This window comes from Actinoallomurus iriomotensis, from assembly GCF_030269445.1.
GTDB lineage: Bacteria > Actinomycetota > Actinomycetes > Streptosporangiales > Streptosporangiaceae > Actinoallomurus > Actinoallomurus iriomotensis.
This window is the reverse complement of the sequence record NZ_BSTJ01000001.1, coordinates 1,279,559-1,304,685: the sequence shown is the minus strand read 5'-3', so window position 1 is coordinate 1,304,685 and position 25,127 is coordinate 1,279,559. Positions and strand designations below refer to the sequence as shown.

The following is a 25,127-nucleotide window of genomic DNA, read 5'->3' as shown; positions in this document are numbered from 1 at the left end:
ACGCCGCCCGCGGTGAGACCGGTGCGCCGCTTTTCCATGTTCGGGTACGGAATGAGCGCCCCAGCCGGGCTCAGAGCTGAGAGGCGCCTCCGTCCACGGCGAGCTCGGCGCCGGTGGTGTAAGTCGCGTCGAACGCCAGAAATTCGACCGCCTTGGCGATCTCTTCGGGGTCGCCGAAACGCAGCATGGGGTTGTCCGCGGTCATCTGCGCCTTGGTCTGCTCGGCGGCCTCTTTCGGCATGGACCTGTCCAGGATTCCCGTGTCGATGGGGCCGGGACTGATCGCGTTGACGCGGATCTTCCGGGGGAGCAGCTCGCGGGCGAGGCTACGGGTCATGGAACGCAGGGCGGCCTTGCCGGCGGAGTAGGCACTGATCATCGGAATGCCCTTGACGTTCGCGACCGAGGTGGTGAGGACGACGCCGCTGCCCTCACTCAGCAGCGGGACGAGCTTCTGCACGGTGAAGTAGGCGCCCTTGGTGTTGATCGCGAACAGCTCGTCGTACACCTCCTCGGTCATCGCCTCGAAAGGCATGAACCGGGTGATGCCGGCGTTCACGAAAAGGGCGTCGAGGGTGCCGAATTCCCTTTTCGCGCGATCGGCGAGAGCGTCGATGTCGGAAAGCGACGCCGTGTCGCTCCGGATGGAAACGGCGTTTTCGCCGAGCCGTTCGCGTGCGGAGTCGAGCGCGCTCTCGTCGCGTCCGGTGATCAGAACGCGCGCTCCGCCGTCCACCAGAAGCTTCGCCGTCGTGAAACCGAAGCCACTGCTGCCGCCCGTGACAACGATGTTCTTTCCTTCGTATTTGCCCATGCGAAACAGTCAATGACAATCCAAGATCACTGTCCAAGACCTGTTCCGCACCTCGTCATGCGGCCGGCGTATGACGACGTAGGCTGGATGCGTGCCCGACGATCCCTCGCCACCCGCGGGGCCCGACCTCCGCCTGGACCTCGAGCTGCGGCTGGTGCGGTACTTCACGGTCGTGGCGGAGCACCTGAACTTCGGCCGGGCGGCCGCCGCACTGCACGTGGCTCAGCCGTCCCTCAGCCGCCAGATCCAGCGCCTGGAGGACCAGCTGGGGGTGCGCCTGTTCGATCGCACCCCGCAGGGCAGCCGCCTCACCGAGGCGGGCCAGGCGTTCCTGCCGCAGGCGCGGGCACTGCTGCGGGCGGCGAACCAGGCGGCGCTCACCGCGCGTGCCGCCGCGCCACCGCGGGCGATCACCATCGGGTACGTCGCGGATCTGGTGGTCACCCCGGCGGTGGGGGAGCTGCGCCGTCGCCATCCCGACGCCCAGGTCCGTACCCGCCATCTGGACTGGAAGGACACTCACGCCCTCCCGCAGCGTCAGGTGGACGTGCTCGTCGCCCGGCTGCCGCTCCCGTTCGAAGCGGACCATCTTCGCGTGACCGTGCTCTACGAGGAGCCGCGGGTCGTCGTCATGCCGCTTTCGCATCGCCTGGCGGGCAAGGAGTCCATCGGCATCGACGACCTCACCGACGAGGAGCTCGTCGCCTGCACCAGCACACCGACGATCTGGAGTACGCCCCGGCCCCTCGGACCAGGCCCCGGCGGCACCACACCGGCCGGTCCCAGCGCCGACGACAGCTTCGAGGACAAGCTCGAACTCGTCGCGGGCGGCCATTCCATCGCCATTCTGCCCGCGGGCGACCGGCGCAGCACCCTACGCGACGACCTCGCCACCATTCCCATCACGGGGATCGACCCGTGCCAGGTCGTGGTCGTCACCCACGCCAATGACCACAACCCCCTGGTCACCGCCTTCCGCGAAATAGCGGAGCGAACGCTCGGCCAGGTGGGTGACGCGGGCGCGATCGTCGGTCCGCACTTCAGAAGGTAAATGTCGTACCCGGCTTGTACGGTTTGGGATGTCGATCTGAAAGGCGACGCTTGTTCGCCTTCTCGCGCCCTCGTCTCCCGCCCCCTTTGGAAGGTCCGATGTCCGTGGAAACGACCCAAGAGACCACCTATCTCGAACTTTCCGAAGAGGGCGGTAGAGCGCACAAGTTCTACGAGGTCACGGTCGACGGCACGACGATGACCATCCGGTACGGCCGAATCGGCGACGCCGGGCAGCGGAAGGCCAGCACGTTCCCCGATGAGGCGAAGGCGAAGGAGATGGCCTCGAAGAAGATCGGGGAAAAGGTACGTAAGGGCTACACCCCCGCCGTACGCGGAGCCCGGAAAAAGCGGAGCGTTTCCCGGCGACAGGTCATGAGCGCCCAGGCCGGTGGCGCGTCGGCTCCGGTCGGCCGCGCGGCGACGCGACGGGCTCCGGTCCTGTGGCGGTACGCCTCGGGCTCCGCGGCGTTCGGGATCTTCATCGATGACCGGCTGTGCATGGTGGGCAACGAGGCCGGTGTGATCACGTCGTTGACGCACGACGCCCAGGTGGTGCAGCAGGTCCGGCTGCCCGACGGGGTGAAGTGCATCGTCGCCGACGACGCCTGGCTCTACGCGGGCTGCGACGACGGCAACGTCTATGACCTGTCCGGAAAGGTGCCCAGGCTGGCCTACCAGATCTCCCCGGACATCGACATCTACTGGCTCGACATCCACGATGGCATCCTCGGCGTGTCCGACGCGGGCGGTGGCGTCGTCGCGATCGACCACGAGGACGAGTTCCTGTGGCGCCGGCAGGGCCGCGGGACGTCGGGCTGGATGGTGCGCTGTGACGCCGCCGCCGTTCACCACGGTCACAGCGGCGGTGTCACCAGCTATGACTGGCGTACCGGCAACGAGCTGTGGCACCAGTCCACCGGGCAGGTGCTCTTCGGCTGGCAGGAGCGATCGACGGTCTACGCGGGCACCGCCACCCGGACGGTCGTACGGCTGCGCAAGGACGGTGGCAGGGAGCAGACCTACGACTGCGACGCACCGGTCTTCTCCTGCGCGACCGCACAGGACGGCCGCTACGTCTTCGCCGGGGACAACCAAGCGTCGATCTACTGCTTCGACGAGGCGGGCACGCGCCTGTGGAAGCTCGGCACCGGCTGCGGCGCCGCCTACTCCATGCAGTACCACGACCAGCGCCTGTACATCGTGACCACGGACGGCTCACTGGCCTGCGTCGACGCGAGTGAGGAGGCCATCAGGTCGGCGGAGCGGGGCTCGGTCCCCGACGTCGTCGACGTCAAGGCACCGGCCATGGTCGAGACGCTCACCCCGTCGACCACCGTCGACGTCGTTGACGACAGCAGCGGGGGCATCGTCGTGGAGTGCTTCGAAGAGCACGGCCACCTTCGGGTCCGCGTGGTCTCCCCGGGATTCAACCGGAGCTGGCGGGTTCAGTTCCCGAAGGGGATCCGTGAGCGCGGTGCTCGCTACGTCGTCACCGAGGTGCGCGAGTCCGGCCGCGGCGGTTTCTACCGCGCCTACGGCGATATCCACCGTCTCGCCTGACGGCGCCTGGCCGACGAGTGCGCCGGCCCGGACGTCAGCCGGTCAGCCGGGCGAGGGCGCCGATCTCGAGTGCCGTCCACAGTGCGCCGTCCGGGCCGAGGGTGATGCCGTGCGGCTCTGAGCCGGGCGTGGGCAGGTCGTGGACCTCGATCGCGCCGTCCGGGGTGATCGAGCCGACGCGGTTGGTGCCCCATTCGGTGAACCACATGCCGTCGTCGTCGCCGGGGGTGATGGCGTGCGGGCGGGCGGACCGGTCGGGCAGCGGAAACTCCGTGATCACGCCGTCGGTGCGGATCCGGCCGATCTGGCCGGCGGCGATCTCCACGAACCACAGCGCGCCGTCCCGGCCCGCGGCGATGCCCACCGGCGCGGCGGCCTCGGTCGGCAGCGGGTGCAGGGTGATCTCCGCGTCCATGCCGATGCGGCCGATCGCGTTGCCCTGGTTCAGGGTGAACCACATGCCGCCGTCGGGCCCGGCGGTGATCGCCGAGGGGAAGGCGCCGGTGACCGGGAGCGGGAACTCGGTCACCTCGCCGTCGACGGTGATCCTGCCGATGCGGTCGGCGGTGGTCTCGGTGAACCACAGCGCGCCGTCCGCTCCCGCGGCGATGCCGAACGGCCCGCGGTCCGTGGCCGGGAGCGGGAACTCCGTGATCTCGCCGTCGGTCGTGATGCGTCCGATGCGGTGTGCCTGGTACTCGGTGAACCAGAGCGCGCCGTCCGGTCCGGTGACGATGATCGTCGGTCCGGACGCCGGGTCGAGCCGATGGCTCACGGGTTCGCCGCCGGGGACGAGCCGCCCGATCCGGCCGCTGTGCACCATGGTGAACCACAGCGCGTCGTCCGGACCGGTGGTGATCGCGTACGGGCCGTCCTCGGCACCCGCGACGGCGTACTCCTCGATGGACATTCCGGAGAGGTTACCGGCGGAGCCGAGGGACCTCGAACTCTTTTCGACCCCGGCCGACGCCGGGGTCAGGCGGTGGTGAGGTGGGCGCGCAGGGCCGCGGCGCCGGACTCGGTGAGCCAGTCGGCGAGGGTCCGCAGTCCCGGGTGGATCACGCGCAGTGCCTCGATGTCGGCGTGCCAGCGGTGACCGGCCTGCCAGCGCTTCCTGGTCTCGGCGACCTCCGGGCCGATCTCGGCGGCCTCGTCGTCGGTGAGCCGCTCGTACCGGACCGGGACGCCCGTGGCCTCGCTGATCGCGGCGGCGGCCGCGACCGGGGTCGGTTCGTCACCGGCGAGCTCCAGGGTCCGTCCGGCGAACCGGGGCGGATCGGCGAACGCGAGCGCGGCGAACTCGGCGACGTCCTCCAGCGCGATGACCTGCATGGGCTCGTGCGGTGGGAACAGGTGCCGGTGCACGCCGCCGGAGATGCCGTCGATCCTCGACCCGACGCCGAGATAGTTGGTCATGAACCGGACCGGGCGCAGCACGGTGGGCAGCGCGATGTGGTCGCGCAGGTACTCCTCGATCAGCGCCTTCCCCGCCGAGCCGAATGACGCCCTCGACGCCGAGGCGACGGTGCTGAACACCACCTGCTCGATCCCTGCCGCGGCCGCCGCGTCGATCAGCGCCCGGCCGCGGGCCACTTCGAGGTCGGTCTCGGGCCCGGCCGGCCCGAAGGCCACGGGTGGGATGCCGAACAGGGCGGCGGCGCCGTCGAGCGCGGGCGGCAGGCTCGCCGGATCGTCGAAGTCACCGCGTACGAGCTCGGCGCCGGCTTCGGCCAGGGCGGCAGCGGCGGGTGCGGTCGTGTCGCGTACCAGGGCGCGCACCGGCCGCCCCTCGGCGAGCAGCCGCCGTACGGTGGCGCCGCCCTGCTTGCCGGTGGCGCCGGTGACGACGATCGGGTGGTCGGATTCGGCCGGTTTCACAGCGGTCATGGCGTCCGTTCCGGGGTCGGTGGATACTGGCACGATCCGGAATGCTCCACCCGCTTCACCGCCACGAAAAGGGTTACGTGACATGGCAGCAGTACCCGTCGCCGCGCCGGCCGGGCGGGCCGATGCCCGCCGCAACCGGGAGGTCGTGCTGCGCACCGCGATGCGCGTGTTCGCCGAGGAGGGGCTGGAGGCGTCGCTCGGCCGGATCGCGCAGCGCGCCGGGGTCGGGGCCGGCACCGTCTACCGGCACTTCCCGAGCAAGGAGATCCTGCTCGAGGCGGTGCTCGCCGAACACCTCGAAGGCCTGGTGACGGCCGCGGGCCGATGGCCCGCCCGCGCCACGCCCGGTGACGCGCTGTTCGGGTTCCTCATCGACGTGATCGAGAAAACGGCCGGCCGCCAGCGTGTCTGCGACGCGCTCACGGCCGACCGCGGCTGGCCGCACGCCCTGCTGACCGCGGCGGTGCGCGGTTCCGCGAGGCGCTGGACGACCTGCTGACCAACGCGAAACAGGCCGGTGCCGTACGCGCCGACGTGCGGGTCGACGACCTGACCGCGCTGATCGCCGGCGGTGCCGCACTGCGTGCGGCCCACCGGGACCGGGCACGCGGCACGCGGCTGGTGCGGCTGCTGCTCGACGGACTGCGCACTCCGGCCGTCACGAAAGACGCGGCGTTCCGTGACGCGACGTCCCTTCAGCGTCACGAAACCGCCGCCCCCGACGTGAGGTACTGCGAGGAATGCGGCGCTCGGCTGCGGGTCCGGCCCACGGGGCGGCCGCCCCGCTACTGCGGGCCGACCTGTCGCCAGCGCGCCCGCCGCCGCCGCACCGCCGACTGACCTTCGCGGGGATCGCGCTTCCGTTCGCCTGCCTGCTCGGCCTGAAGACCGCGAGGCGGGGGTGGTTCGGTGGCGGTGTTCTTCTGTGAGTGGAATTTTCTCCTGTCAGGAGAACGTCCCCAACGAAGGTCCCTCCCTGTCGTCGGCAGCCTGCTTCCTCGATCTGAGGACCCCGTGGCGGGCCAGGATGCGGCGCATGGCGCCGTAGCCGCACTCGAAGCGTTCGGCGACCTGACGGATCGACCATCCCTGCTCGTACAGGCGTACCGCGTCCTCCTCCATTTCCGTACGCGCGGGTTCGGCGGTGTTCTTCTTCTCCAGCAGCGCGCGGACGTCCGCGCGGCGGTAGCGGCGGTGGCCGCCCGGGGTCGGCACGTACGGCAGCGCGCCATCCCGGGCCCAGGTCGCCAGTGTCGGGACCGAGATTCCGAACATCGCCGCCACCTCCTTCGGCGTGAGTAGCAGGTCGGGCCGGTCATCGGGGGATCGTGGCCCATACGGTCTTGCCGCCCCGTTCGGCGGGCCGGACTCCCCATTCTTTTGAGAGCGCATCTACCAGGAACATCCCTCGACCATTGACCGCGAGGGCGTCGGGCAGCGTGACGTCAGGTGTCGCATCGGTACAGTCCCACACTTCAATCACTATTTGGTTTTCGCGCAGATCAAGAGCGAGTGTGAACACGTCCATGGAATGCATGACCGCATTGGTCACCAACTCGCTCAGCACAATATGCGCGTCGTCGGCGCAAGGGCCGCGGACACACCACTCCGAAAGCGCCCATTCCAGCACCTTGTGGGCTTGTCGTGCGGCGACGGGATGGGGCGGTAGCGGTAGACGATACTTTTGCTTCTGTGCTATTCCTGATTCATCCATTCCACCTACCCCGATCCGTCGATTCGTTGATGACGGAAGTCTGTAGCTTGCGCATCGACGGGCGTAAGGATTTCCGCGCCCTTGGAAAGTCAGGGAGACTCCTATGGCACCGCACCCCGCGATCGACCCCGACTCGTCGCTGTGGGCATGGCTGGCGCACGACCTGCGCTTCTACCGGGAAAAGTACGGATTGTCGCAATCTGCGATGGGAAAGATCATTCGCCGGAGTGCGACAAATCTTTCCAACTGCGAGGCGAACAGGCGTCGCATCACGGACAAAGAGGCCAAACTCCTGGACGTCCGCTTCAACACCGGCGGCCACTTCCAACGCCTGCTCCGCTTCGCGCAGCGCGGTCACGATCCGGAGTGGTTCAAGCAGTTCACGGGTCTGGAGCAAGACGCGAACATGATCAAGACCTTTCAGGTGCTCGCGATTCCCGGGCTGCTTCAGACCCCGGAGTACGCCTACGCGATGATCAAGGCGGGAGGTTGGTCGGACCCGACGCCGTTGGTGGAGGAGAGGCTGGCGAGACAGGCCGTCCTCAATTCCTCCTCGCCCGCTCTGCTGCGGGCATTAATAACGGAAAGCGCACTCGAATGGCCGGTGGGCGGACCAGAGGTAATGCGCAGCCAGCTCGCCTACCTCCTTGAGGCGTCCGACCGTGCGCACGTCAGTGTGCGTGTGGTGCCGAAGGTCACCGGTGCGCATCCGGGATTCGACGGATGCTTCTCCATCATCTCTGGTGAAACAGGAGACGTCGCCTACACTGAATCGCCAGGAGGAGGCAGGTTGGTGCCTTCTACGACGGAGGTGCAGGCGTATGCACTCCGTTACGATCGCATCAGCGCAGTCGCTCTCCCCGCGCAACCCTCCCGCGCGATGATCCAACAGGCTATGGAGGCGATGTGAAAGTGGGCTGGACCAAAAGCTCCTGGAGCGGTACGCAACAAGGCGACTGCGTCGAGGTCAAGCTTATGGAGTCTGAGAGCGGCGCCTGACCAGAAGGTGGACCGGGCCGAAAAGGCCGGACACGCGTTGGCCTGGGAAGACGAAATGGGTGGGGCTCACCGCGTCCAGGTAGGGCGCCAGCGTGCCGTACACCAGGATCTCGATCTCGTTCTCGCCCGGCTGGACCGCGTCCGTCAGGTCGAAGCGGTACGGGGAGCAGACGCGGGTGCCGGCCGGGTGGCCGTTCACGGTGACCTCGGCCGTTCCGCGTACGCGGCCCAGGTCGAGGGTCACCGGCGCGACTTCCGGCAGGTCGATCCGGCGGCGGTAACGGACTCCTCCGCTGTACTCCGCGAGACCTGCGGCCTCCCAGTCGCCCAGTTCGATGCGGCCCGGACCGACGGTGAAACGTACCGGTGCGGCCAACGCGGCGCCGCCCTCGTGTCCCGGTCGGGTGCGGACCCGCAGCGCCCCGCACCGTACGCCGGGACCCGAGCCGGACAGGTCCACTGACGCGTCGTCGGCAAGCCGGTATTCGGCACCGTCCACGAAGACGTGTGTCTCCCCGCAGGTCGGGACCGTCATGCGCGTCGCGCCCGGGGGGATCGCGAAGCGGAACCATTCCACCCGTTCCGCCTCGGGGCGCGGCACGGCGAAGATCACCGGGATCACGCAGTCGTCCGCGTCGGTTCCCTCCAGCCAGGCGGTCTCCGGCAGCGGATGCGGACGCCGCCACAGGTGCAGCGCCGCCGGATCGCCATACTGCCGGCGCTGTGGCGCGACCGGTACCGGCTCTCCGTCTCGCGTCGCCCGCCACGGCTCCGCACGGGAACCGACGGCCCAGTCGGCGAGGACGGCCGCGGGCTTGTCGCGTTCGGTCAGCTCCACGGTGAGTTCGTTCGGCCCCGGCCGCAGCGCCGCCGCGACCTCATATCGCCGTACGCGCGGGGCGGCGTGCTCGGCGTACGGGTCGAAGCCGCCCTGCCGTCCCACCTCCACGCCGTTGACCAGCACGCGGCAGGGTTCCACGGCCGCGACCTGCAAAATGGCGTTCGACGGGACGTCTCCGACAGCGATCGTCGTGCTGAGTGCGACCTGGGCGCCGGGCCGGGCGGGCCCGGCCGGGGCGATCCACTCGGGCCGCCGGTAGCGCAGCGGGTCCCGGACCAGCGCGATGTGGGCGCGCAGCCGTACGGTCTCATCGGGTGTCAGGCGCAGATCGAGCACGTGCGATCCCGCGTCGAGGTGCACCGGAGCGGTCGCCAGGTGGCCGTGGTCGTCGAGGGGGACCTCCACACCGTCGAGCCAGGCGGTCGTGGCGGCCGGTGCTCCCACGGCCAGCGTCGCGGACACGGCCTCGGGGACACTCAGCTCGGTCCGCAGGCGAACCGCCTGGTCCGCGCGCACGTCGCCGAGGTCGATGAACTCCTCCGGCACGTGTCCCTTCGGGCCCAGGGTCTCGCGGTGGATCGGATCCTTGAAGATCCCGCGTGAGGTCGAGTAGACGATCGGCTTCCAGCCCGTACCCGCCCCGGGCAGGTCATCGGGCCCGGCGGCGAGGGCGTGGGGGCCGAAGGTCGCGTGCGCGGTCGCCCAGCTCGCGTCGTCGTACGCCGCCGCCGCCCAGCCGTCGCGTACGCCGTCGTCGCCCGCGGCCTCGACCCGGTGCCGGAACTCCCACCGCGCCAGGCCGGGCGGCTCGTCACGAGGGCCGAAGTCGCCCCACGTGTTGTCCATGGTGGGGACGAGTTCCATGTCCCACGTGGACCCGAGGTCGAGCCGGGTCTCCGCCGCCGACGGCCGCTCGACCACATCGTGATCCGACCCGTCGAAGATGAGGAGCGCGGCCGGACCGTCGGAGAAGGGCACCACGACCTCGGTGACGTCACCGTCGCGCCGGGCGGCGAGCGGCCGTACCGTCCCGCCGAACGGGCCGGCGAGCAGCGGCCGGCCCTGTACGCCGCGCACCCGCACCCGCATCTCGGTCGCGTACCGGCCGGGGTCGAAGTCGTACGAGGCGTCCAGCCAGCCCAGCTCGATCCCCCGTTCGTCGGGCCGGCCGACCGAGGCGTCGGTGGCGCGCGGGAACGCCGCGGTGAGGAGGACCAACGTCGCCCCGCCGACCTCACGGACCAGCGCGGGCACCGGCGCCTCCACCCGCAATGGCCCCGTGTGCTTCAAGGTCAGCGCGTCGGCCGTGCCGACGAACCGCACCGCGCGGCGCAGCCGGGACAGGTCGTACGTGCCGCCGACCACGCGGGCGGGGAGCGCGCCGACGGCGACGATCCGTCCGCCGTTCGCGGCGAACTCCTCCAGCAGCCGGGCGGTCTCCGCCTCCAGCACCGTGCAGCCGGGCAGGACGATCGTGGTGTACGCCTCGTTCGCGACCGTGAGCCGCCCGCCGGTCACGGTGGCGCGCTGCACGGAGTCGTCGTCGATCACGTCGGCGTCGACCCGCAGCCGGTCGAGGACGCCGGGGACCACCCGGAACCAGGCCATGTCGCCGACCAGTTCGCGATAAAGGAGCTGCGCCCGCTCGGCGTCGGCGTCGACGCCGTCGAGGCGGGCACCGGCCTGCGCGGTCGCGGTGGGCAGGAGCACCGCGACGTCGCACACGTGCCGGCCGAGGGAGAGCGCCGCGCACAGCCGGGCGACCGCGTCGGCGAAGACCCGGTGGTGCGGCCAGTACGGCTGGCGCCAGTCGGTGGCGGGCGGCGCCCACTCCCACCAACCGCCCTTGGTCGTGTAGTAGACCGCGTGCGGGTTGTAGAGCGTCGCACCGGAGCGCAGCCAGGGCAGCAGCCAGTCGAACGTCTCCTCCAGCGTGCCGCCCCAGCCGGTGGAGTGGAACGCCTCGATCCAGGTACGCGGCCGGTCGTACAGGTGGGCCAGCGACGAGTGGATCCTCGCGTCCCCGTGGTGGTCGGAGCCCGGTGCGCCGAACCAGCGGTGCGTACGCGCGTAGTCGGCGTACAGCCGCACGCCGTCCACCGGGAGACCGGCCCGCGCCGGGTCCTGCTGGTCGCACCCGTGGAGCAGCCCGTGGCGGGCGTGCCATTCGGCGAGCGGACGGAAGAAGGCCTCCTCGGCCAGTTCGGCGCGGGTGCGGTGGTAGTCGCGGCGAACGGCGGGGTCGCCGTCGCCGCCCGTCCAGAGCGCGGCCACGTGCGGGACGAGGTCGTAGCCGCGGCGCTTTTCGAACTCCGCGGCGAACTCCGGTGACCAGGTCGGCAGCGCCGGCAGCTCGTCCTGGAACGACCCGGCGATGACGGTGCCCAGCCAGTGCGGCAGCCGGCGTTCGAACTCCCCGTGCACGCGGTCGATGAGCGTGGCGCACGCGTCCCGCGACAGGTAGTCGAAGCCGCGGCGCACGACCTGACCGGAACGCTCCAGCCAGCGCCCGGCGTACGCGGGGTGTTCCCCCACGAGCCGTGCCTGCACGTCGGCGCCGGAGAAGCCGAGCTGGTCGTAGAACCACAGGAAGACGCCCAGCTCGTGCGCGTCGGCGCAGACGCCGTCGAACAGCTCCCACCACAGTTCGGAGAAGAACGGCGGATCGTCGGCGTCGGAGCCGAACATCGGCCCCGACGGCGCGAGGTTCAACACGACGAGGTTGTACACCCCGCCGTCGGCGAACCGTTCGAGCTGCCGGCGCAGCCGGGCACGGTCCAGCGGCTCACCGCTCCACCACCAGATCGCGGCGGGGGAGAACGCGGCGGGCGGCTCCGCCAGGACCTCCGCCAGCCGCGGCGGCAGCCCGGTCATCCCTTCAGCCCGCTGGCGAAGCCGCGGATGACGTACCGCTGGAGCACCAGGAACACCACGATGATCGGCAGCGCGGCCAGGACGAGGCCGGCGAAGACGAGACCGTAGTCGGAGACGTACTGGCCGACGAAGGAGAAGATGCGCACCGGGACCGTCTCCTTCGCGGACCCGCCGAGGTAGAGCAGCGGGGTGAAGAAGTCGTTCCAGATGAACACGGCGTTGAGGATCAGCACGGTGCCGGTGATCGGCCGCAGCAGCGGGAACACCACCCGCGTGAACGCCGTCAGGTGCGAGGCGCCGTCGATGAGCGCCGCGTTGGCGTAGTCGCGGGGGAGCGCCCGGATGAAGCCCGTGTAGAGGAACACCGTGAACGGCAGCTGGATGCCGGTGTAGAACACGATGATCCCCTGGTACGTGCCGAGCAGGCCCAGGTGGTCGACCAGCTTGAACAGCGGGATCATGCCGAGCTGGAACGGCAGCACGATGCCGAGCAGGAACAGGACGTACAGCCCGTAGCCGAGCCGGGAGGCGCAGCGGGCCAGGAAGTACGCCGCGAACGAGCCCAGCGCGATGAGGCAGACCAGGCTCGCGATGGTGATCAGCGTGCTGTTGAGCAGCGCCGAGCCCAGCGACGCCGACGACCACGCGCGGGAGAAGTTGCCCAGCGTGGGGGAGGTCGGTGGCGACAGCGGCGAGCTCGCGATCTGCTTGCTGTCCTTCAGGGACAGCACGACCAGCGCGTAGACCGGGAACAGGAACGCCAGCCCCACCACGATCATGACGATCTCGAGCGCGAACGTCCGCAGCCCATACCGGAGATGGTTCATGAGCCCTCCTTCGTCGGGGGAGAGACCACTGGGGTGCTGTGCTTGTCGATTCGCTCACTTCGTTCGCTCATACGCCGACCTCCCTGCCGCGCAGGTAGTAGATCTGGACGAGGGAGACCGCCGCGACGAACAGGGCGAGGACGAGCGCGATCGCGGTGCTGTAGCCGTACTTGCCGAAGACGAACGCCTGCTTGTAGAGCACCGTCGAGAGCGTCTCGCTGGAGTAGCCGGGGCCTCCGCCGGTCGCGGCGTACACCTGGTCGAAGAGCTTCAGCCCGCCGATCGTGGAGAGCATGACATTGATCGTCAGCGACGGCGCGAGCAGCGGCCAGGTGACGTAGCGGAACTGCTGGAACCGTCCCGCGCCGTCGATCATCGCGGCCTCGCGCAGTTCGGCCGGGATGCCCTCCAGCCCGGCCAGGAAGATCACCATGGAGTACCCGGCGTACTGCCAGACGACCATGCCGGCGATCGACCAGACCACGAGCGAGGGGTTGCCGAGCCAGTCCTGGCGCAGGTCGCTCAGGCCGAGCATGCCCAGGATGCCGTTGATACCCGCCTTGGGGTCGGGGTTGTAGACGTACTTCCACAGGAACGCGATCATCACCGGGCTGACCACGACCGGCGCGAAGAAGACGACGCGCAGCACCGTACGGGACTTGATGCGCGCGTTCACGCCCAGCGCGAGCAGCAGTCCGACGCCGTTCTGGACGATGACGATCGTGACGGTCAGCAGCAGCGTGTGGAGGAGTGCGCTCCTCGCCTGGTCGTCGCTGAGCAGGTGCTGGAAGTTGGCCAGGCCGTTGAAGGACTTGTCGCCGATGCCGCTCCAGTCCGTGAACGCGTACACGATGCCGGAGACGCTCGGGTAGAGCACGATGGCCGCGTACACGAGCAGCGCGGGGGCGACGAACCACCACGGCGGGGTGAGGAAGCCCGCCCGGCGGGCACGGGCCGCGGGTCGCGCGGTCGCCGTGCCGGCCGGGCGGCGGCTGGTCAATGTCATGACTTCTTCCGGTATGTCTCGTCCATCTTCGCCAGCGCCTTGTCCACCGTCGTCTTGCCGCCGAGGAGCTCCTGGACCACGGCGAAGTGGGTCGGCTGCACCTCGGCGTTCGGCCAGGCCTGGTCCATGAACGGCACGGCCTTGTTGTCGTCGATGAACGGCAGGAACGGGTTCAGCACCGGGTCGATCTTGGAGTTCGCGTCGCGCTTGAGCGGGACGCAGGCGACCGCCTCGGCCCACCGGTTGATGTTCTCCGGCCGGCCCAGGAACTCGATGAAGGCCTTGGCCGCGTCCGCGTTGCGGCTGCGCGCGCTCACGCCCAGGCCGACGACGACGCCCGCCGGGATCCACACGTTCGCCGCGGTGTCCGCGCCGGGGAACGGGAACATCGCCAGGTCGTCGGCGTTCGTGGCGGCCTTGCGGAAGTCGGGCAGCACCGCCGACACCTGCACGGCCATGGCCGCCTTGCCGGTCGCGACCATGGAGGTCTGCTGCTCGTACGTCGTGCCGTTGGGGTTGTCGTTGAAGAACCCGCGCTGCTGGAGCTGCAGGTACATATTGAAGGCGTCGCGCCAGCCCGACTGGGCGAAGCTCGTCGAGCCGGCCTGCATCTGGCTGTCGAACTGCGGGTTCTTCGCGTACACGGTCGAGGGCACGAGCGCGTACGAGATGAGCTGCGTCACCCACGGCGTCTGCGCGCCGAGCGCGATCGGGATCTTGCCGGCCTTCTTGAGCTTGTCGCACACCTGGAGCAGTTCGCTCCAGGTCTTCGGCGGTTCGACCTTCGCGTCGGCGAAGACCTTCTTGTTGTAGATCGCGCCGATGACGCTCGACCCGGCCGAGTAGATGAAGGTCTTGCCCTGGAGCTGGAACGCGGACTTGAAGTTGGCCGGGATGCTCTGCGTCCAGCTCTGGCCGCTGAGGTCGGCGAGCAGACCGGCCTGCGCGATCTGCGCCATCGACATCGCGCTGCCGTTGCCCGGGTAGACGACGTGGACGTCGGGCGCGTTGCCGGCGCCCAGCTGGGTGCGCAGCGACGTCTGCACCTGGTCGGTCGGCGCGTACGACGTCGAGAACTTCGCCTGCGTGTACAGCTTGGTCAGCTCGTCCAGCGCCTTCTGCTGGTCGGCGACGCCCACGAGGCGCAGCGTCTTGCCGCCGCCCCCGCCGGACGATCCGCCGCACGCGGCGAGAGAGACCGGGAGCGCCGCCACGGCGGCGAGCCCTCCCGCCGCACGCAGGAACTCTCTGCGGTTCCGCTCGAATCGGAGTGTCATCCTGTCCTCCTGGCAAAGAATCGGTAGTCCCCCGACTCCACGCGGTATACGAGCGTCTTTCCGCCTGTGGCGGCCGTCTCGATACCGACGAACTCGACCCCGGGGCTCTCGCCGGCCGGGTGTTCTCCTTCTCGTACGGCGGCGTGATCGTCGCCGGGTACGTGCACGGTCGCCGTCGCCCCCGGAGGGACGGTCACGTCCAGCCGGAACCCGTCGTCGTCCTGCCGCCAGCGCACCGCGATCCGGCCGCGCGCCGAGTCGTACGCCGCCTCCGCCCAGAACGGCTCGCCGTCGAACGGCCGCGGCCGGACGACCAGCTCGCGGTAGGCCACCGAGGCGGGCGCCTGGTCGAGCCCGGCCAGCCCCTGGTACAGCCACTCCCCGATCGACCCGAGCGCGTAGTGGTTGAAGGAGTTCATGGCGGGCGCCTGGAAGCCGTGCTCCTCGGTGTAGCCGTCCCACCGTTCCCAGATGGTGGTGGCCCCGTGCCGCAGCGGGTAGAGCCACGACGGCCGGCGGGTGCGCCGCAGCAGGGCGTGGACCAGGTCGGCGCGGCCCCAGCGGTCGAGGACCGGCGCGATCAGCCCGACTCCGAGGAAGCCGGTGGTCAGGCCGGGCCCGGCCTCCTCGACCAGAGCGGCCAGCCGCCGGGCGGCGTGGCTCGCGAGGTCGTCGGGGAGCAGGTCGAACGCGAGGGCGAGCAGGTACGCGGTCTGCGTGTCGCCCTCGATCCGGCCGTCCGGTCCGGCGAACCGCGCGGTGAAGACCGCGCGCACGTCGCGGGCGAGCGCGGAGTACCGCTCGGCCCGGTCGGCCTGGTCGCCGCCCAGCACGCGGGCGGCGCGCGCGGTCAGCTCCGCGCTGTGCGCGAAGTACGCGGTGGCGACCACCTCGCGCGGCGTCGGGCGGCCGATGGAGAGCCAGTCCGCGAAGTGCGGACCCACCTTGTGCCGCCAGACCAGGTCGGGGTTGTGCCGGTGGACGAAGTCGACCCACGCGCACATCGCGTCCAGGGAGTCGGCGAGGAACCGCTCGTCGCCGTACACCCGGTACAGGTGCCACGGGACCAGCACACCGGCGTCGCCCCAGCCGGGCGCGCCCTCGTCCGCGACGCCGGCCAGGCGCGGCGCGACGTTGGAGAAGCCGCCGTCCGGTCCCTGCGCGTCGCGCACGTCGTGCATCCACTTGGTGAAGAAGGCGGCGACGTCGGCGCCCAGGCAGGCGGTCGGCAGGAACACCTGGGCGTCGGCGAGCCAGCCGAGGCGTTCGTCGCGCTGCGGGCAGTCGGTCGGCACGCTCACGAAGTTCGACCGCTGCCCCCAGGTGATGTTCTCGTGCAGCCGGCGGATCGCCGGGTCCGCGCAGTCGAACGTCCCCGCCCGGGGCGTGTCGCTGTGCAGGACGACACCGGTGACGTCGCCGGGGTTCAGCTCGGCCAGGCCGGTCACCTCGGCGTACCGGAAGCCGTGGTAGGTGAAGCGCGGCTCGAAGACCACGGTGTCGGCACCGGTGATCAGGGTGTCGGTGGCGGCGGCGGTGCGCAGGTTGGCGGTGTAGAGACCGCCGTCGTCGTCGAGTGTCTCGGCGTGCCGGATCACGATCCGCTGCCCGCGCCGCGGAGCGCGGACGGTCAGCCGGACGCGGCCGGCGAAGTTCTGCCCGAAGTCGACGACGTGCGCCTCGGGGCCGATGCGTGTGACGGCGGCGGCGGGCAGCTCACCGAGCGCGCGCACCGGTTCGTCCACCGAGGGGACGAGCGTGTCGGTGCCGGTGTCGGCCACGCGGGCGGCCGGCCAGTCGCGGTCGTCGAAGCCCGGCTCGTCCCAGCCGCCGGCGGCACGCCGCGCGTCGTGGCACTCGCCCATGAGCAGGTCGGCGTACCGGATCGGCCCGTCGCTCGTCCGCCACCGCTCGTCGGTGCCGATGACCTGCGACGACCCGTCCGCGTAGTCGAGGTGCAGCTGGGCGATGAACTGCGGGAAGCCTCCGTAGTGCGCGCCCGGCCGGCGCGGCTCGAACCCGACGTAGCCGCTCCACCAGCCGTCCGCGAGCGTGGCGGCGAGGACGTTGCCGCCCTCGCGGACCAGCGCGGTGACGTCGTACGTCTGGTACTGGACGCGGTGCCGGTAGTCGGTCCAGCCCGGGGTCAGCTCGCCGTCTCCCACCCGCCGGCCGTTGATCCGCATCTCGTAGAGGCCGCGGGCGCTCACGTACAGGCGGGCCCGTACGGGGGCGGTGCTCGCGGAGAACTCGCGGCGCAGCAGCGGGCAGGGCAGCAGGCCGTGGGCGTCGAGGGCCCGCTCGCCCTCCTCCGGCGGGTCGACGACCTCGACGGCCGTCCAGTCGTTCGCGATCCAGGACGCGCGCCACTCACCGGCGTCGAGCCCGGTCTCGAACCACGACCGCTCCCGTCCCTCCGCCCCGTCCGCGGTCCACACCGTGACCTGCCAGTGGTAGCGCGTGCGGGGGCGGAGCGCCGGGCCGGCGTAGACGACACCGATCGCCTCGGGGTCCTCGACCCGGCCGGTGTCCCAGCCGGCGTGCGAGTCGTCGTCCGGCGTGACCTCGACGCGGTAGGCCGCCGGGGCCGTACCGCGAGGCGCGTCGTCGTCCGCGGCCAGCCGCCAGGACAGGAACGGCGTCCGCCCGCCGATGCCGAGCGGCGTCGTCCGGTGGTCGCACCGCAGCGCGTACGGCCGCAGCCCAGTCGCGGTGCCGTTCATGGGCCCTCCTTCGTCGGAGGAGCGATTCCGGGGCGCGTGTCGTTTGATTCGCTCGCTTCGCTCGCTCATGGGGCGGCCACCTCGTAGGCGACCTTGTGCTCGTCGAGTTCGCGCAGCGCCTCCTCGGAGGCGCCGGCGTCGATGATCACGCCGTCGAAACCGCTGAGCGGCGCGACCCGGTGCAGGGCGGTCCGGCTCAGCTTGGTGTGGTCGAGCAGAAGGATCTTGCGTGCCGCGCTGGCGAGCATCGCGCGCTTGACCGAGACGATGTGCTGCTCCTGGTGGTAGGCGAACCCGGCGGTGACCGCCGAGGTGGACACGAAGCACAGGTCCACCTGCAACAGCTCGATGGCCTCGATGCAGGAGACGCCGAGGAAGGAGTCGTGCAGGGGGTCGTAGTCGCCGCCGAGGGCCAGCAGCCGGACGTCGCGCATCTGGGCGAGCAGGTTGATGCCCTCCAGGAAGTTGGTGACGACCGTGAGCGGCGTGATGTTCTCCAGCCGCCGGGCGAGTGCCAGGCTCGTGGTCGAGTCGTCGAGCATCACCGCCATGCCGGGCTCGATCATCTCGACCGCCCGGCCGGCGATCGCGTCCTTCTCGGCCGGCATGGTCCTCATGCGGAACGCGACGTTGCTCTCGAACACGCCGGAGGGCTGGGCGGTGACCCCGCCCCGGTACTTGCGCACGACGCCCTGGCGCTCCAGCTCGTCAAGGTCCCGGTGAATCGTCATGAGGCTGACCTGGAAACGTTCGGCCAGCTCAGCGGCGCTAGCGGAGCCTTGCGTCAGGACGTGCTCGGCGAGCATCCCCCGCCGTAGCGCAGGGCCGTTCCTGCCGTCGCGCGCTCTGGCAGCAGCCATCACTACCTCCGACGGCTTGAATTCGAACACCCGAAACTGTGAAATTCACACGAGAGATATCGTGTCCCCGGATCTTGGGACATGCACACGGTCGGCGTCAAGCCCTCTCGGCGAATCGGCGGAGCATGCAGGTAGTGGAGTGCACGCCCGGTGCACGGCCGGGACCGGCGGGGTGTCCAGGGTGTGAGATTGGTACCAAGTTCACACCTCGTAGCGTTGTTTTAACGTCGAACCTCCCATGATCGGCTCGGGTTCTTCCCGGCCTCCACCGGTCGGCTGGGGGCTTTCGCTTTGTCCGAAAACTGCCTGGTTGTGATGCGTTTCAGTGCGAGACGATGCTCGTCAGGGAGAAGGCGACACGATTCATGCAGCCATTACGACCGGAGGATCCCGATCACATCGGCCCGTACCGGCTCGCCGGGCGGCTGGGTGAAGGCGGCCAGGGTGTCGTCTACCGCGCCGAACAGGACGACGGCACACCCGTCGCGCTGAAGGTGCTGCATCCGCGGCTGCTGCGCGGCGCGCGGGCGTACGACCGGCTGCGGGACGAGATCACGGCCGTACGCCGGGTGGCCGACTTCTGCACGGCGCGGATCATCGAGTTGGGCAGCGACGGTGACCGGTCCTACCTGGTGAGCGAGTACGTCGACGGGCCCTCGCTCCAGGAGTTCACCGAGGCCGGCGGGCCGCTGACCGGCGGCGCGCTGGCGCGGCTGATGGTCGGCACGGCGTCGGCGCTGGCCGCGATCCACCGCGCCGGGGTGCTGCACCGCGACTTCACGCCGTACAACGTGCTGATGGGCCCGGACGGTCCACGCGTGATCGACTTCGGCATCGCGCGGGTGCTCGACGCCGGCGCCACGGTGACCAGCGGCCTGGTCGGCACGCCCGCGTACACCGCGCCGGAACTGCTGCGCGGCGAGCACCACACGCCCGCGGCCGACATCTGGGGCTGGGCCGTGACGATGACGTTCGCGGCGACCGGCCGGCCGGCGTTCGGCATCGACTCGGTCGCCGCGGTGTTCAACCGCATCCTCCGCGACGATCCCGACATCGCCGCCGTGCCCCCGCCGTACCGCGACACGATCCGGCGCTGCCTGGCCAAGGATCCGCGCGACCGTCCCGAGGCGCCCGACATCCTGCTCCGGCTCCTCGGCTACCAGGACGTCGAGGAGGCGGCGGCCGCGATCAGGCTGCCCGAGGGCGTACGGCCCGCCGACCACCTCACCGTCGACCGGCCCGAACGGGGCGGCGACCGCGACCGTACGCGCCCGGACCGGTTCACCCGCCCGGACCGCACGCCGGTGTTACGGCGCCGGCGGCGGGTCCGGACGCTGCTGGCGGCCGGGGCCGCGGCGGTTGCGGTCGGGGCGGCGACGCTGGCGTTCACGCTGTGGCCGGACGGCGGGGCACGGCACGCCGGCGGGCCGCCCTCCGTCCCGCCGCCCGCCGTCACCGTCGGCTCGGCCAACTTCGCCGAGAGCTCCCTGCTCGGCGAGGTGTACGCGCAGGCGCTGGAGGCCAAGGGGTACCGGGTGACGCGGAGGTTCAACCTGGGCGACCGCGAGACGTACTTCCCGCTGGTGCGGTCCGGGCAGATCGACGTGATCCCGGAGTACACCGGCGCGCTCGCGGTGTCGCTCGACCGGACCAGCACCGCGGCCACGGCGGCGCAGGTCGACGCGGTCCTCGCCCGTACGCTCCCACCGCAGCTCGAACTCCTGCGTTCCGCGCCGGCCGAGGACAAGGACACGGTGACGGTGACGAGGAAGACCGCCGAGCGGTACGGCCTGCGCACGATCGCCGACCTCAGGCCGGTGGCCGGCGACCTGGTCATGGGCGGCCCGCCGGAGTTCCAGACCCGGCATCAGGGGCTCGTCGGGCTGCGCGGCACGTACGGGCTGAACTTCCGGAGCTACCAGCCGTTCCAGACCGACGACCGGACCACGCTCGTCGCGCAGCTCGAGGACGGCCGCATCGACGCGGCGGACCTGTTCGCGACCGAACCGGCGATCGCCGAGGGCGGGCTGGTGGTGCTCCAGGATCCCAAGCACGTGTTCAGCGCGCAGAACGTCACACCGCTGGCCTACCGTTCGTCGCTGAGCGCCACCGGCCGCAGCGCGCTCGACGCCGTCTCGGCCAAGCTGACGACGGACGCCCTGCTGCGCATGAACGTCCGCGTGCTGGCCGACCGGACCCCGGCTCGCACGGTGGCCGCCGACTGGCTGCGCCAGGTGGGCCTGGTCACGACGCCTTGACCCGTCGTGCGGGTCAGGTCACCTCCCTGCGGATCCCTCGTGCGAAGCCGGCCGTCATCGGCGCGACGATCCAGAAGGTGATCGACGCGGCCAGCCGGGCGGCGTCGGCTCCGGACAGGTCGCCCTTCGCCAGGGGCCCGACCGTGGTGTTCAGGTCGAACCAGCGGACCAGGAGCTCGCCGGTGCCGCCGAGCCGGCCGACGAAGGTCCCCAGGGCGGGGGTCGACAGGTAGAGGACGATCGAGAGCGGGGCGTTCAGCAGGAGCATGCCGATGGCCAGCCCCATCGCGACCAGCAGAACGTTCGTCGCGGTCCAGCCCAGCACGGCGAGCGGCCCGAAACCCCCGTCGACCGGAACATCCTCGACCCGGGCGACGATCATCGTCACCGGCACCGTCACCAGCAGTGCGAACAGCGAGGCGGCCACGGCCGTGAGCAACGGCGGCAGGCACTTGGCCGCCAGCACCCGGTGGCGCCGAGGTTCGAGCGCGAAGGTGGTCAAGGCGGTGCGGTGGCCCCATTCGCCGGTCACCGCGAGGATGCCCAGCGCGGGGAGCAGCGTCCCGAAGCCGACCCCCGCGGTGCCGGCCAGCATTCGCGGACGCGGACCGGCCACGACGCCGCGGGCGACGATGGCCGCGACGGTGAGGCCGGCCAGGACCAGGATCATGATCTTGGCGCTGCGGGTGTCGAAGAGCTTGCGCGTCTCGACCCGCAGGAGCCGGTGGAAGGGGATGCTGGTCATGAGACGCTCCGATCGGCGTTCGCGGTGAGGTCGAGGAAGGTCTCTTCGAGGCTCCGGCCCCGGGACAGCTCGGCGACGGTGCCCTGCGCCAGGATCCGGCCGCGTCCGATCATCACGAGACGGTCGGCCACCTGCTCGATCTCGTGCAGGAGGTGCGAGCTGAGCAGCACCGAGCAGCCCGAGTCCGCGAGCCCGCGGAGCAGCACGCGCATCCAGTGGATGCCCTGGGGGTCGAGGCCGTTGACGGGTTCGTCGAGGACGAGGACCTCGGGCCGGCCGAGGAGCGCATGACCGACGCAGAGGCGTTGCCGCATGCCCAGCGAGTAGCCGCCGACCACGCGGTCGGCCTCCCGGCCGGTCAGCCCGACCAGATCGAGGACCTCGCCGACCCGTGTCCTCGGCAGGCCGATCATCATCGCGCCGAGCGTGAGGGTCTCGCGCCCGGTACGTCCGGGATGCAGGGCGCCGGCGTCCAGCAGCGTGCCGACGCGCGCTCCGGGGTTGGCCAGCTCCGCGTACGCACGGCCGAACACGGTGGCCGAGCCGGAGGTGGCGCGGGCGAGCCCGGTCAGGATGCGCAGAGCCGTCGACTTCCCGGCGCCGTTGGGCCCGAGGAAACCCGTGACGCATCCCGGGCCGACGGCGAAGGACACGTCGTCGAGCGCCCGCACGCCTCGGTAGGTCTTACTGACGTGGCTGAATTCGATCACGTGTTCAGTCCACCGGAGGCGATCCGGCAGATCATCGGCCTCGGGTCGAGCGCGGCCGGACGCGGGTCCCGGCTCACCGCTCGCCCGGATGGACCTGCGTCGGCCATGGATCGACCTGGGTCGCTAACGCGGCCGGCGGGGGCGTCCCTAGGCTTGCGGGCTGTGGAGGACCGCTCGCAGAACCAGCCGCCCCTCGATCGCGAGGGCGTCGCGCTGCGCTACCTGTGCGCCGCCCTTCCGATGGCGTTCTACGCGAGCACCTGGGCCGCGACCGTGTCCCGCCGGCACGACCGGCTCGGTCCGGCACTGGTCGACCTGACGCTGGGCCTGATCGGGCTGGTCCTGATGCGCCGGCGACGACGCCGACCCTGGCAGATCGCGCTGGCCACCGCACTGCTCACCGGCTATTCCGACATCGCGACCGGCCCGGCACAGGTGGCCTACGTGTCCTTGTGCACCCATCGGCGCCGGCGTGAGATCGTGCCCGTCGCGATCGTGTCCTGGCTGTGCCTGGTGGCGCGTTCGGTCCGGTTCGGCGTCGGCCAGGCGACCGTCGTCTCCCTGACGACCGGCACCGCCATCCTCGGCGGACTCACCGTCTTCGGCCTCTATCTGCGCGGACGCCGCGACCTGGCGGCCTCACGCCGCGAGGCGGAGGCGACCGCCGAACGCGAGCAGCTGGCCCGGATCGAGCAGGCGAGACTGGCGGAACGCGCCAAGATCGCGCAGGAGATGCACGACATCCTCGCGCACCGGCTCTCGCTGCTGTCGATGCTCGCCGGCGGCCTCGCGTATCGGACCGATCTCACCGCCGAGGAGATCCGCGGTGCCGCGCAGGCGATCCAGGAGAACGCGCACCTGTCGCTGAACGAGCTGCGCACCGTGCTCGGGACTCTCCGGTCCGATGGCGCCGTCGCGGCTCCGCAGCCGACCCTGGCCCATCTGAGCGTCCTGTTCGACGAGGTACGCGCCGCCGGCCAGCGGGTCGAGGTGGCCGACGCCATCGCCGACCGGGACCTGCTCCCCGAACAGACCGGCCGGCACGCCTACCGGATCCTCCAGGAGGCCCTCACCAACGCGCGCAAACACGCACCGGGCAGCCGGGTGACCGCCGAGCTCGACGGACGGCCCGGCGAGGGCCTGCGGATCCGGGTGAGCAACCCGGCGTCCGGAGCGTCCCCCGGACCGGGCGGGCGGCTGGGCCTGGTCGGCCTGGCCGAGCGGACCCGCATGGCGGGCGGTACCCTCGACCACGCCTTCCGGAACGGACGGTTCGTTCTCGATGCCCGCCTGCCCTGGGAGAATCCGAGCTCGTGATCCGACTGGTGATCGTGGATGACGACCCGATGGTGCGGACCGGGCTGCGCCTCATCCTGGGCGGCGAGCCCGACCTGGAGATCGTCGGCGAGGCCGGCGACGGCCGGGAGGCCGTGCACGTGATCGACGATCTCAAGCCCGACCTCGTGCTGATGGACATCCGGATGCCCGTCCAGGACGGCCTGGCCACCACCGAGCTCCTGGTGACGCGCCCGGCTCCGCCCCGGATCCTCGTGCTCACCACGTTCGACGCGGACGACATGGTGCTGCGGGCCCTGGAGCTGGGCGCCGCGGGCTTCCTGCTGAAGGACACCTCGCCCCCCAAGATGGTCGAGGCGGTCCGTAACGTGGCCAACGGCGAGCCCGCGCTCTCGCCGAGCGTCACCCGCCAGCTGATCGCGGCCGCCACGCGGCACGATCTCCCGCGTACGCACGCGCGACGCGAACTGGCCAGGCTCACCGACCGGGAGCGCGAGGTCGCCGTCGAGGTGGCCCGCGGCAGCTCCAACGCCGAGATCGCCCAGAGCCTCTACATGAGCGTCGCCACCGTCAAGGCCAACATCACCCGGATCTTCGCCAAACTCCAGACCGACAACCGCGTCCACGTCGCCATGAAGGTCCGCGACGCCGGCCTCCTCTGACCGCCTACTTGATGAAGCCCTGCTGCGTGAGCCAGTCGTGGGCGACCTGCTTCGGCTCGTAGCCGTCCACGTCGACCTTCGCGTTGAGCCGGCTCATGGTGTCGTTGGTCAGCTTCTGCGCCACCGGTGCGAAGATCTTCTGGATCTGCGGGTACTTGTCGGCGATCTGCTGGCGCAGGGTGAGCGACGCGTTGTAGACGGGGAAGAAGTGCTTGTCGTCCTCCAGGACCTGCAGGTGCTTGGCGGGGATGCGGCCGTCGGTGGTGAAGACCTCACCGAAGTTGCAGGTCGAGCCCTTGGCGGTCTCGGTGTAGATGACCCCGGTGTCGAGCTGTTTGACGTTCCCCGCCGGCACGTTCATCCCGTACGCCTTCTTCAGGCCGGGCCAGCCGTCGTCACGGGTGGAGAACTCGCTCTCGATACAGAACGTCGCCTCGGCGGGCTTGGTCTTGAGCAGGTTCGCCAGGTCGGACATGGTCTTCACGCCGAGCTGCTGCCCCTCCGCCTGCCGGATCGCGAACGCGTACGTGTTGTTCAGCGGAGCGGGCGGCTCCCAGACGATCTTGTTCTTGGCCAGGTCCTCCTTGGCCACCGCCTGGTACTGCTCGGTGGGGTCGGCGATCGGCTTGGCGTGCTTGAGATAGGTGATCCAGCCGGTCCCGGTGTAGTCCCAGTACAGGTCGACGAGGCCCGAGGTCAGGGCGTTACGGGTGTTGGTCGAACCCTGGATGTTGGTCTTGTCGGTGACGCTCGCGCCGTGCGCGCGCAGCAGCTGCAGGGTCATCTGCCCGAGCACGAGCTGTTCGGTGAACTCCTTGGAGCCGACCCGCAGCGACGCCCCCTTGAGCTCCTGGCCGGCGCTTCCCTGCTCGACCTCGGACTTCGATCCGCCGCAGGCCGCGAGCGAGGCCGCAAGAGTGAGCACTCCGAAAGTCGCTCCGATGGCGCGAAGACGCATGTGAACCTTTCTCTCTCCCGGCCGGTCATGGCGATCGGTCGGGGCGTGGTCGGGAGGAAGCGG

General features: G+C 70.6%; 22 protein-coding genes. 8 read left to right on the top strand and 14 right to left on the bottom strand.

Translation table 11 applies throughout. The features are described from left to right. Nucleotides 1-70 precede the first annotated feature (70 nt). Entirely contained in the window at nt 71-814 is a 744-nt protein-coding gene (locus QSK37_RS06140; RefSeq protein ID WP_285618164.1) for a glucose 1-dehydrogenase, read from the bottom strand. A gap of 91 nt (nt 815-905) precedes the next feature. On the opposite strand from QSK37_RS06140, the gene QSK37_RS06135 reads away from it, so the two are divergent. Continuing rightward, nucleotides 906-1,865, top strand: coding sequence for a LysR family transcriptional regulator (locus tag QSK37_RS06135; RefSeq protein ID WP_285618162.1), 960 nt, complete (start codon nt 906-908; stop codon nt 1,863-1,865). 98 nt (nt 1,866-1,963) lie between these two features. Beyond that, nucleotides 1,964-3,427, top strand: a complete 1,464-nt coding sequence (locus QSK37_RS06130) for a WGR domain-containing protein (protein WP_285618161.1) — start codon at nt 1,964-1,966, stop codon at nt 3,425-3,427. Between the two features lie 34 nt (nt 3,428-3,461). On the opposite strand, the gene QSK37_RS06125 is transcribed toward QSK37_RS06130, so the two are convergent. After that, the gene (locus QSK37_RS06125; RefSeq protein WP_285618159.1) at nt 3,462-4,337 is read right to left on the bottom strand and encodes a Vgb family protein; all 876 of its coding nucleotides are present in this window, start codon (nt 4,335-4,337) and stop codon (nt 3,462-3,464) included. A gap of 65 nt (nt 4,338-4,402) precedes the next feature. Beyond that, nucleotides 4,403-5,314: an NmrA family NAD(P)-binding protein gene (locus QSK37_RS06120; protein ID WP_285618156.1), complete on the bottom strand. Its 912-nt coding sequence runs from the start codon at nt 5,312-5,314 to the stop codon at nt 4,403-4,405. An 82-nt stretch (nt 5,315-5,396) separates the two neighbouring features. Here QSK37_RS06120 and QSK37_RS06115 point away from each other — a divergent pair, with 82 nt between their 5' ends. Continuing rightward, the gene (locus tag QSK37_RS06115) at nt 5,397-5,813 is read left to right on the top strand and encodes a TetR/AcrR family transcriptional regulator (RefSeq protein WP_285618154.1); all 417 of its coding nucleotides are present in this window, start codon (nt 5,397-5,399) and stop codon (nt 5,811-5,813) included. Continuing rightward, nucleotides 5,723-6,154 (top strand): SbtR family transcriptional regulator, encoded by a 432-nt coding sequence (locus QSK37_RS06110; protein WP_349497950.1) that lies wholly within the window; start codon nt 5,723-5,725, stop codon nt 6,152-6,154. Before QSK37_RS06115 ends, QSK37_RS06110 begins: the two co-directional genes overlap by 91 nt. A gap of 105 nt (nt 6,155-6,259) precedes the next feature. Here QSK37_RS06110 and QSK37_RS06105 read toward each other — a convergent pair whose 3' ends face one another. Beyond that, nucleotides 6,260-6,706 (bottom strand): helix-turn-helix domain-containing protein, encoded by a 447-nt coding sequence (locus tag QSK37_RS06105; protein WP_432705525.1) that lies wholly within the window; start codon nt 6,704-6,706, stop codon nt 6,260-6,262. Next, complete coding sequence (locus QSK37_RS06100) at nt 6,630-7,028, bottom strand: ATP-binding protein (protein ID WP_285618152.1); 399 nt, start codon at nt 7,026-7,028, stop codon at nt 6,630-6,632. Before QSK37_RS06100 ends, QSK37_RS06105 begins: the two co-directional genes overlap by 77 nt. 103 nt (nt 7,029-7,131) lie before the next feature. Between QSK37_RS06100 and QSK37_RS06095 the strand changes: the two genes are divergently transcribed. Beyond that, the gene (locus tag QSK37_RS06095) at nt 7,132-7,938 is read left to right on the top strand and encodes a helix-turn-helix domain-containing protein (RefSeq protein ID WP_285618151.1); all 807 of its coding nucleotides are present in this window, start codon (nt 7,132-7,134) and stop codon (nt 7,936-7,938) included. A 63-nt stretch (nt 7,939-8,001) separates the two neighbouring features. Here the strand turns inward: QSK37_RS06095 and QSK37_RS06090 are convergent, their stop codons facing one another. The 6 genes from QSK37_RS06090 to QSK37_RS06065 all read right to left on the bottom strand — a co-directional run bounded on the left by QSK37_RS06090 (nt 8,002) and on the right by QSK37_RS06065 (nt 18,435). Further along, nucleotides 8,002-11,742 (bottom strand): glycosylhydrolase-like jelly roll fold domain-containing protein, encoded by a 3,741-nt coding sequence (locus QSK37_RS06090; protein WP_285618150.1) that lies wholly within the window; start codon nt 11,740-11,742, stop codon nt 8,002-8,004. After that, nucleotides 11,739-12,569, bottom strand: a complete 831-nt coding sequence (locus tag QSK37_RS06085; RefSeq protein ID WP_285618149.1) for a carbohydrate ABC transporter permease — start codon at nt 12,567-12,569, stop codon at nt 11,739-11,741. Before QSK37_RS06085 ends, QSK37_RS06090 begins: the two co-directional genes overlap by 4 nt. Before the next feature lie 67 nt (nt 12,570-12,636). Then, the gene (locus QSK37_RS06080) at nt 12,637-13,575 is read right to left on the bottom strand and encodes a carbohydrate ABC transporter permease (protein WP_285618147.1); all 939 of its coding nucleotides are present in this window, start codon (nt 13,573-13,575) and stop codon (nt 12,637-12,639) included. Beyond that, the gene (locus QSK37_RS06075; RefSeq protein ID WP_285618146.1) at nt 13,572-14,852 is read right to left on the bottom strand and encodes an ABC transporter substrate-binding protein; all 1,281 of its coding nucleotides are present in this window, start codon (nt 14,850-14,852) and stop codon (nt 13,572-13,574) included. The genes QSK37_RS06080 and QSK37_RS06075 overlap by 4 nt, the downstream gene beginning before the upstream one ends. After that, nucleotides 14,849-17,575: a family 78 glycoside hydrolase catalytic domain gene (locus QSK37_RS06070; protein WP_285618144.1), complete on the bottom strand. Its 2,727-nt coding sequence runs from the start codon at nt 17,573-17,575 to the stop codon at nt 14,849-14,851. Before QSK37_RS06070 ends, QSK37_RS06075 begins: the two co-directional genes overlap by 4 nt. A 65-nt stretch (nt 17,576-17,640) precedes the next feature. Continuing rightward, nucleotides 17,641-18,435, bottom strand: a complete 795-nt coding sequence (locus QSK37_RS06065; RefSeq protein WP_285618142.1) for a DeoR/GlpR family DNA-binding transcription regulator — start codon at nt 18,433-18,435, stop codon at nt 17,641-17,643. Nucleotides 18,436-18,800: 365 nt separating this feature from the next. Between QSK37_RS06065 and QSK37_RS06060 the strand changes: the two genes are divergently transcribed. After that, nucleotides 18,801-20,693, top strand: a complete 1,893-nt coding sequence (locus QSK37_RS06060) for a glycine betaine ABC transporter substrate-binding protein (protein ID WP_285618139.1) — start codon at nt 18,801-18,803, stop codon at nt 20,691-20,693. A gap of 13 nt (nt 20,694-20,706) precedes the next feature. On the opposite strand, the gene QSK37_RS06055 is transcribed toward QSK37_RS06060, so the two are convergent. Then, nucleotides 20,707-21,438, bottom strand: a complete 732-nt coding sequence (locus QSK37_RS06055) for a hypothetical protein (protein WP_285618138.1) — start codon at nt 21,436-21,438, stop codon at nt 20,707-20,709. Beyond that, nucleotides 21,435-22,148 (bottom strand): ABC transporter ATP-binding protein, encoded by a 714-nt coding sequence (locus QSK37_RS06050; protein ID WP_285618137.1) that lies wholly within the window; start codon nt 22,146-22,148, stop codon nt 21,435-21,437. Before QSK37_RS06050 ends, QSK37_RS06055 begins: the two co-directional genes overlap by 4 nt. Before the next feature lie 162 nt (nt 22,149-22,310). Between QSK37_RS06050 and QSK37_RS06045 the strand changes: the two genes are divergently transcribed. Together QSK37_RS06045 and QSK37_RS06040 are read left to right on the top strand one after the other, a co-directional pair. Beyond that, nucleotides 22,311-23,465 carry a sensor histidine kinase gene (locus QSK37_RS06045; RefSeq protein WP_285618135.1) on the top strand — a complete coding sequence of 385 codons (1,155 nt, stop codon included), beginning with the start codon at nt 22,311-22,313 and terminating at the stop codon, nt 23,463-23,465. Further along, nucleotides 23,462-24,106 carry a response regulator gene (locus QSK37_RS06040; RefSeq protein ID WP_285618134.1) on the top strand — a complete coding sequence of 215 codons (645 nt, stop codon included), beginning with the start codon at nt 23,462-23,464 and terminating at the stop codon, nt 24,104-24,106. Before QSK37_RS06045 ends, QSK37_RS06040 begins: the two co-directional genes overlap by 4 nt. A 4-nt stretch (nt 24,107-24,110) precedes the next feature. Here QSK37_RS06040 and QSK37_RS06035 read toward each other — a convergent pair whose 3' ends face one another. After that, nucleotides 24,111-25,031, bottom strand: a complete 921-nt coding sequence (locus QSK37_RS06035; protein WP_285618133.1) for a glycine betaine ABC transporter substrate-binding protein — start codon at nt 25,029-25,031, stop codon at nt 24,111-24,113. Nucleotides 25,032-25,127 lie beyond the last annotated feature (96 nt).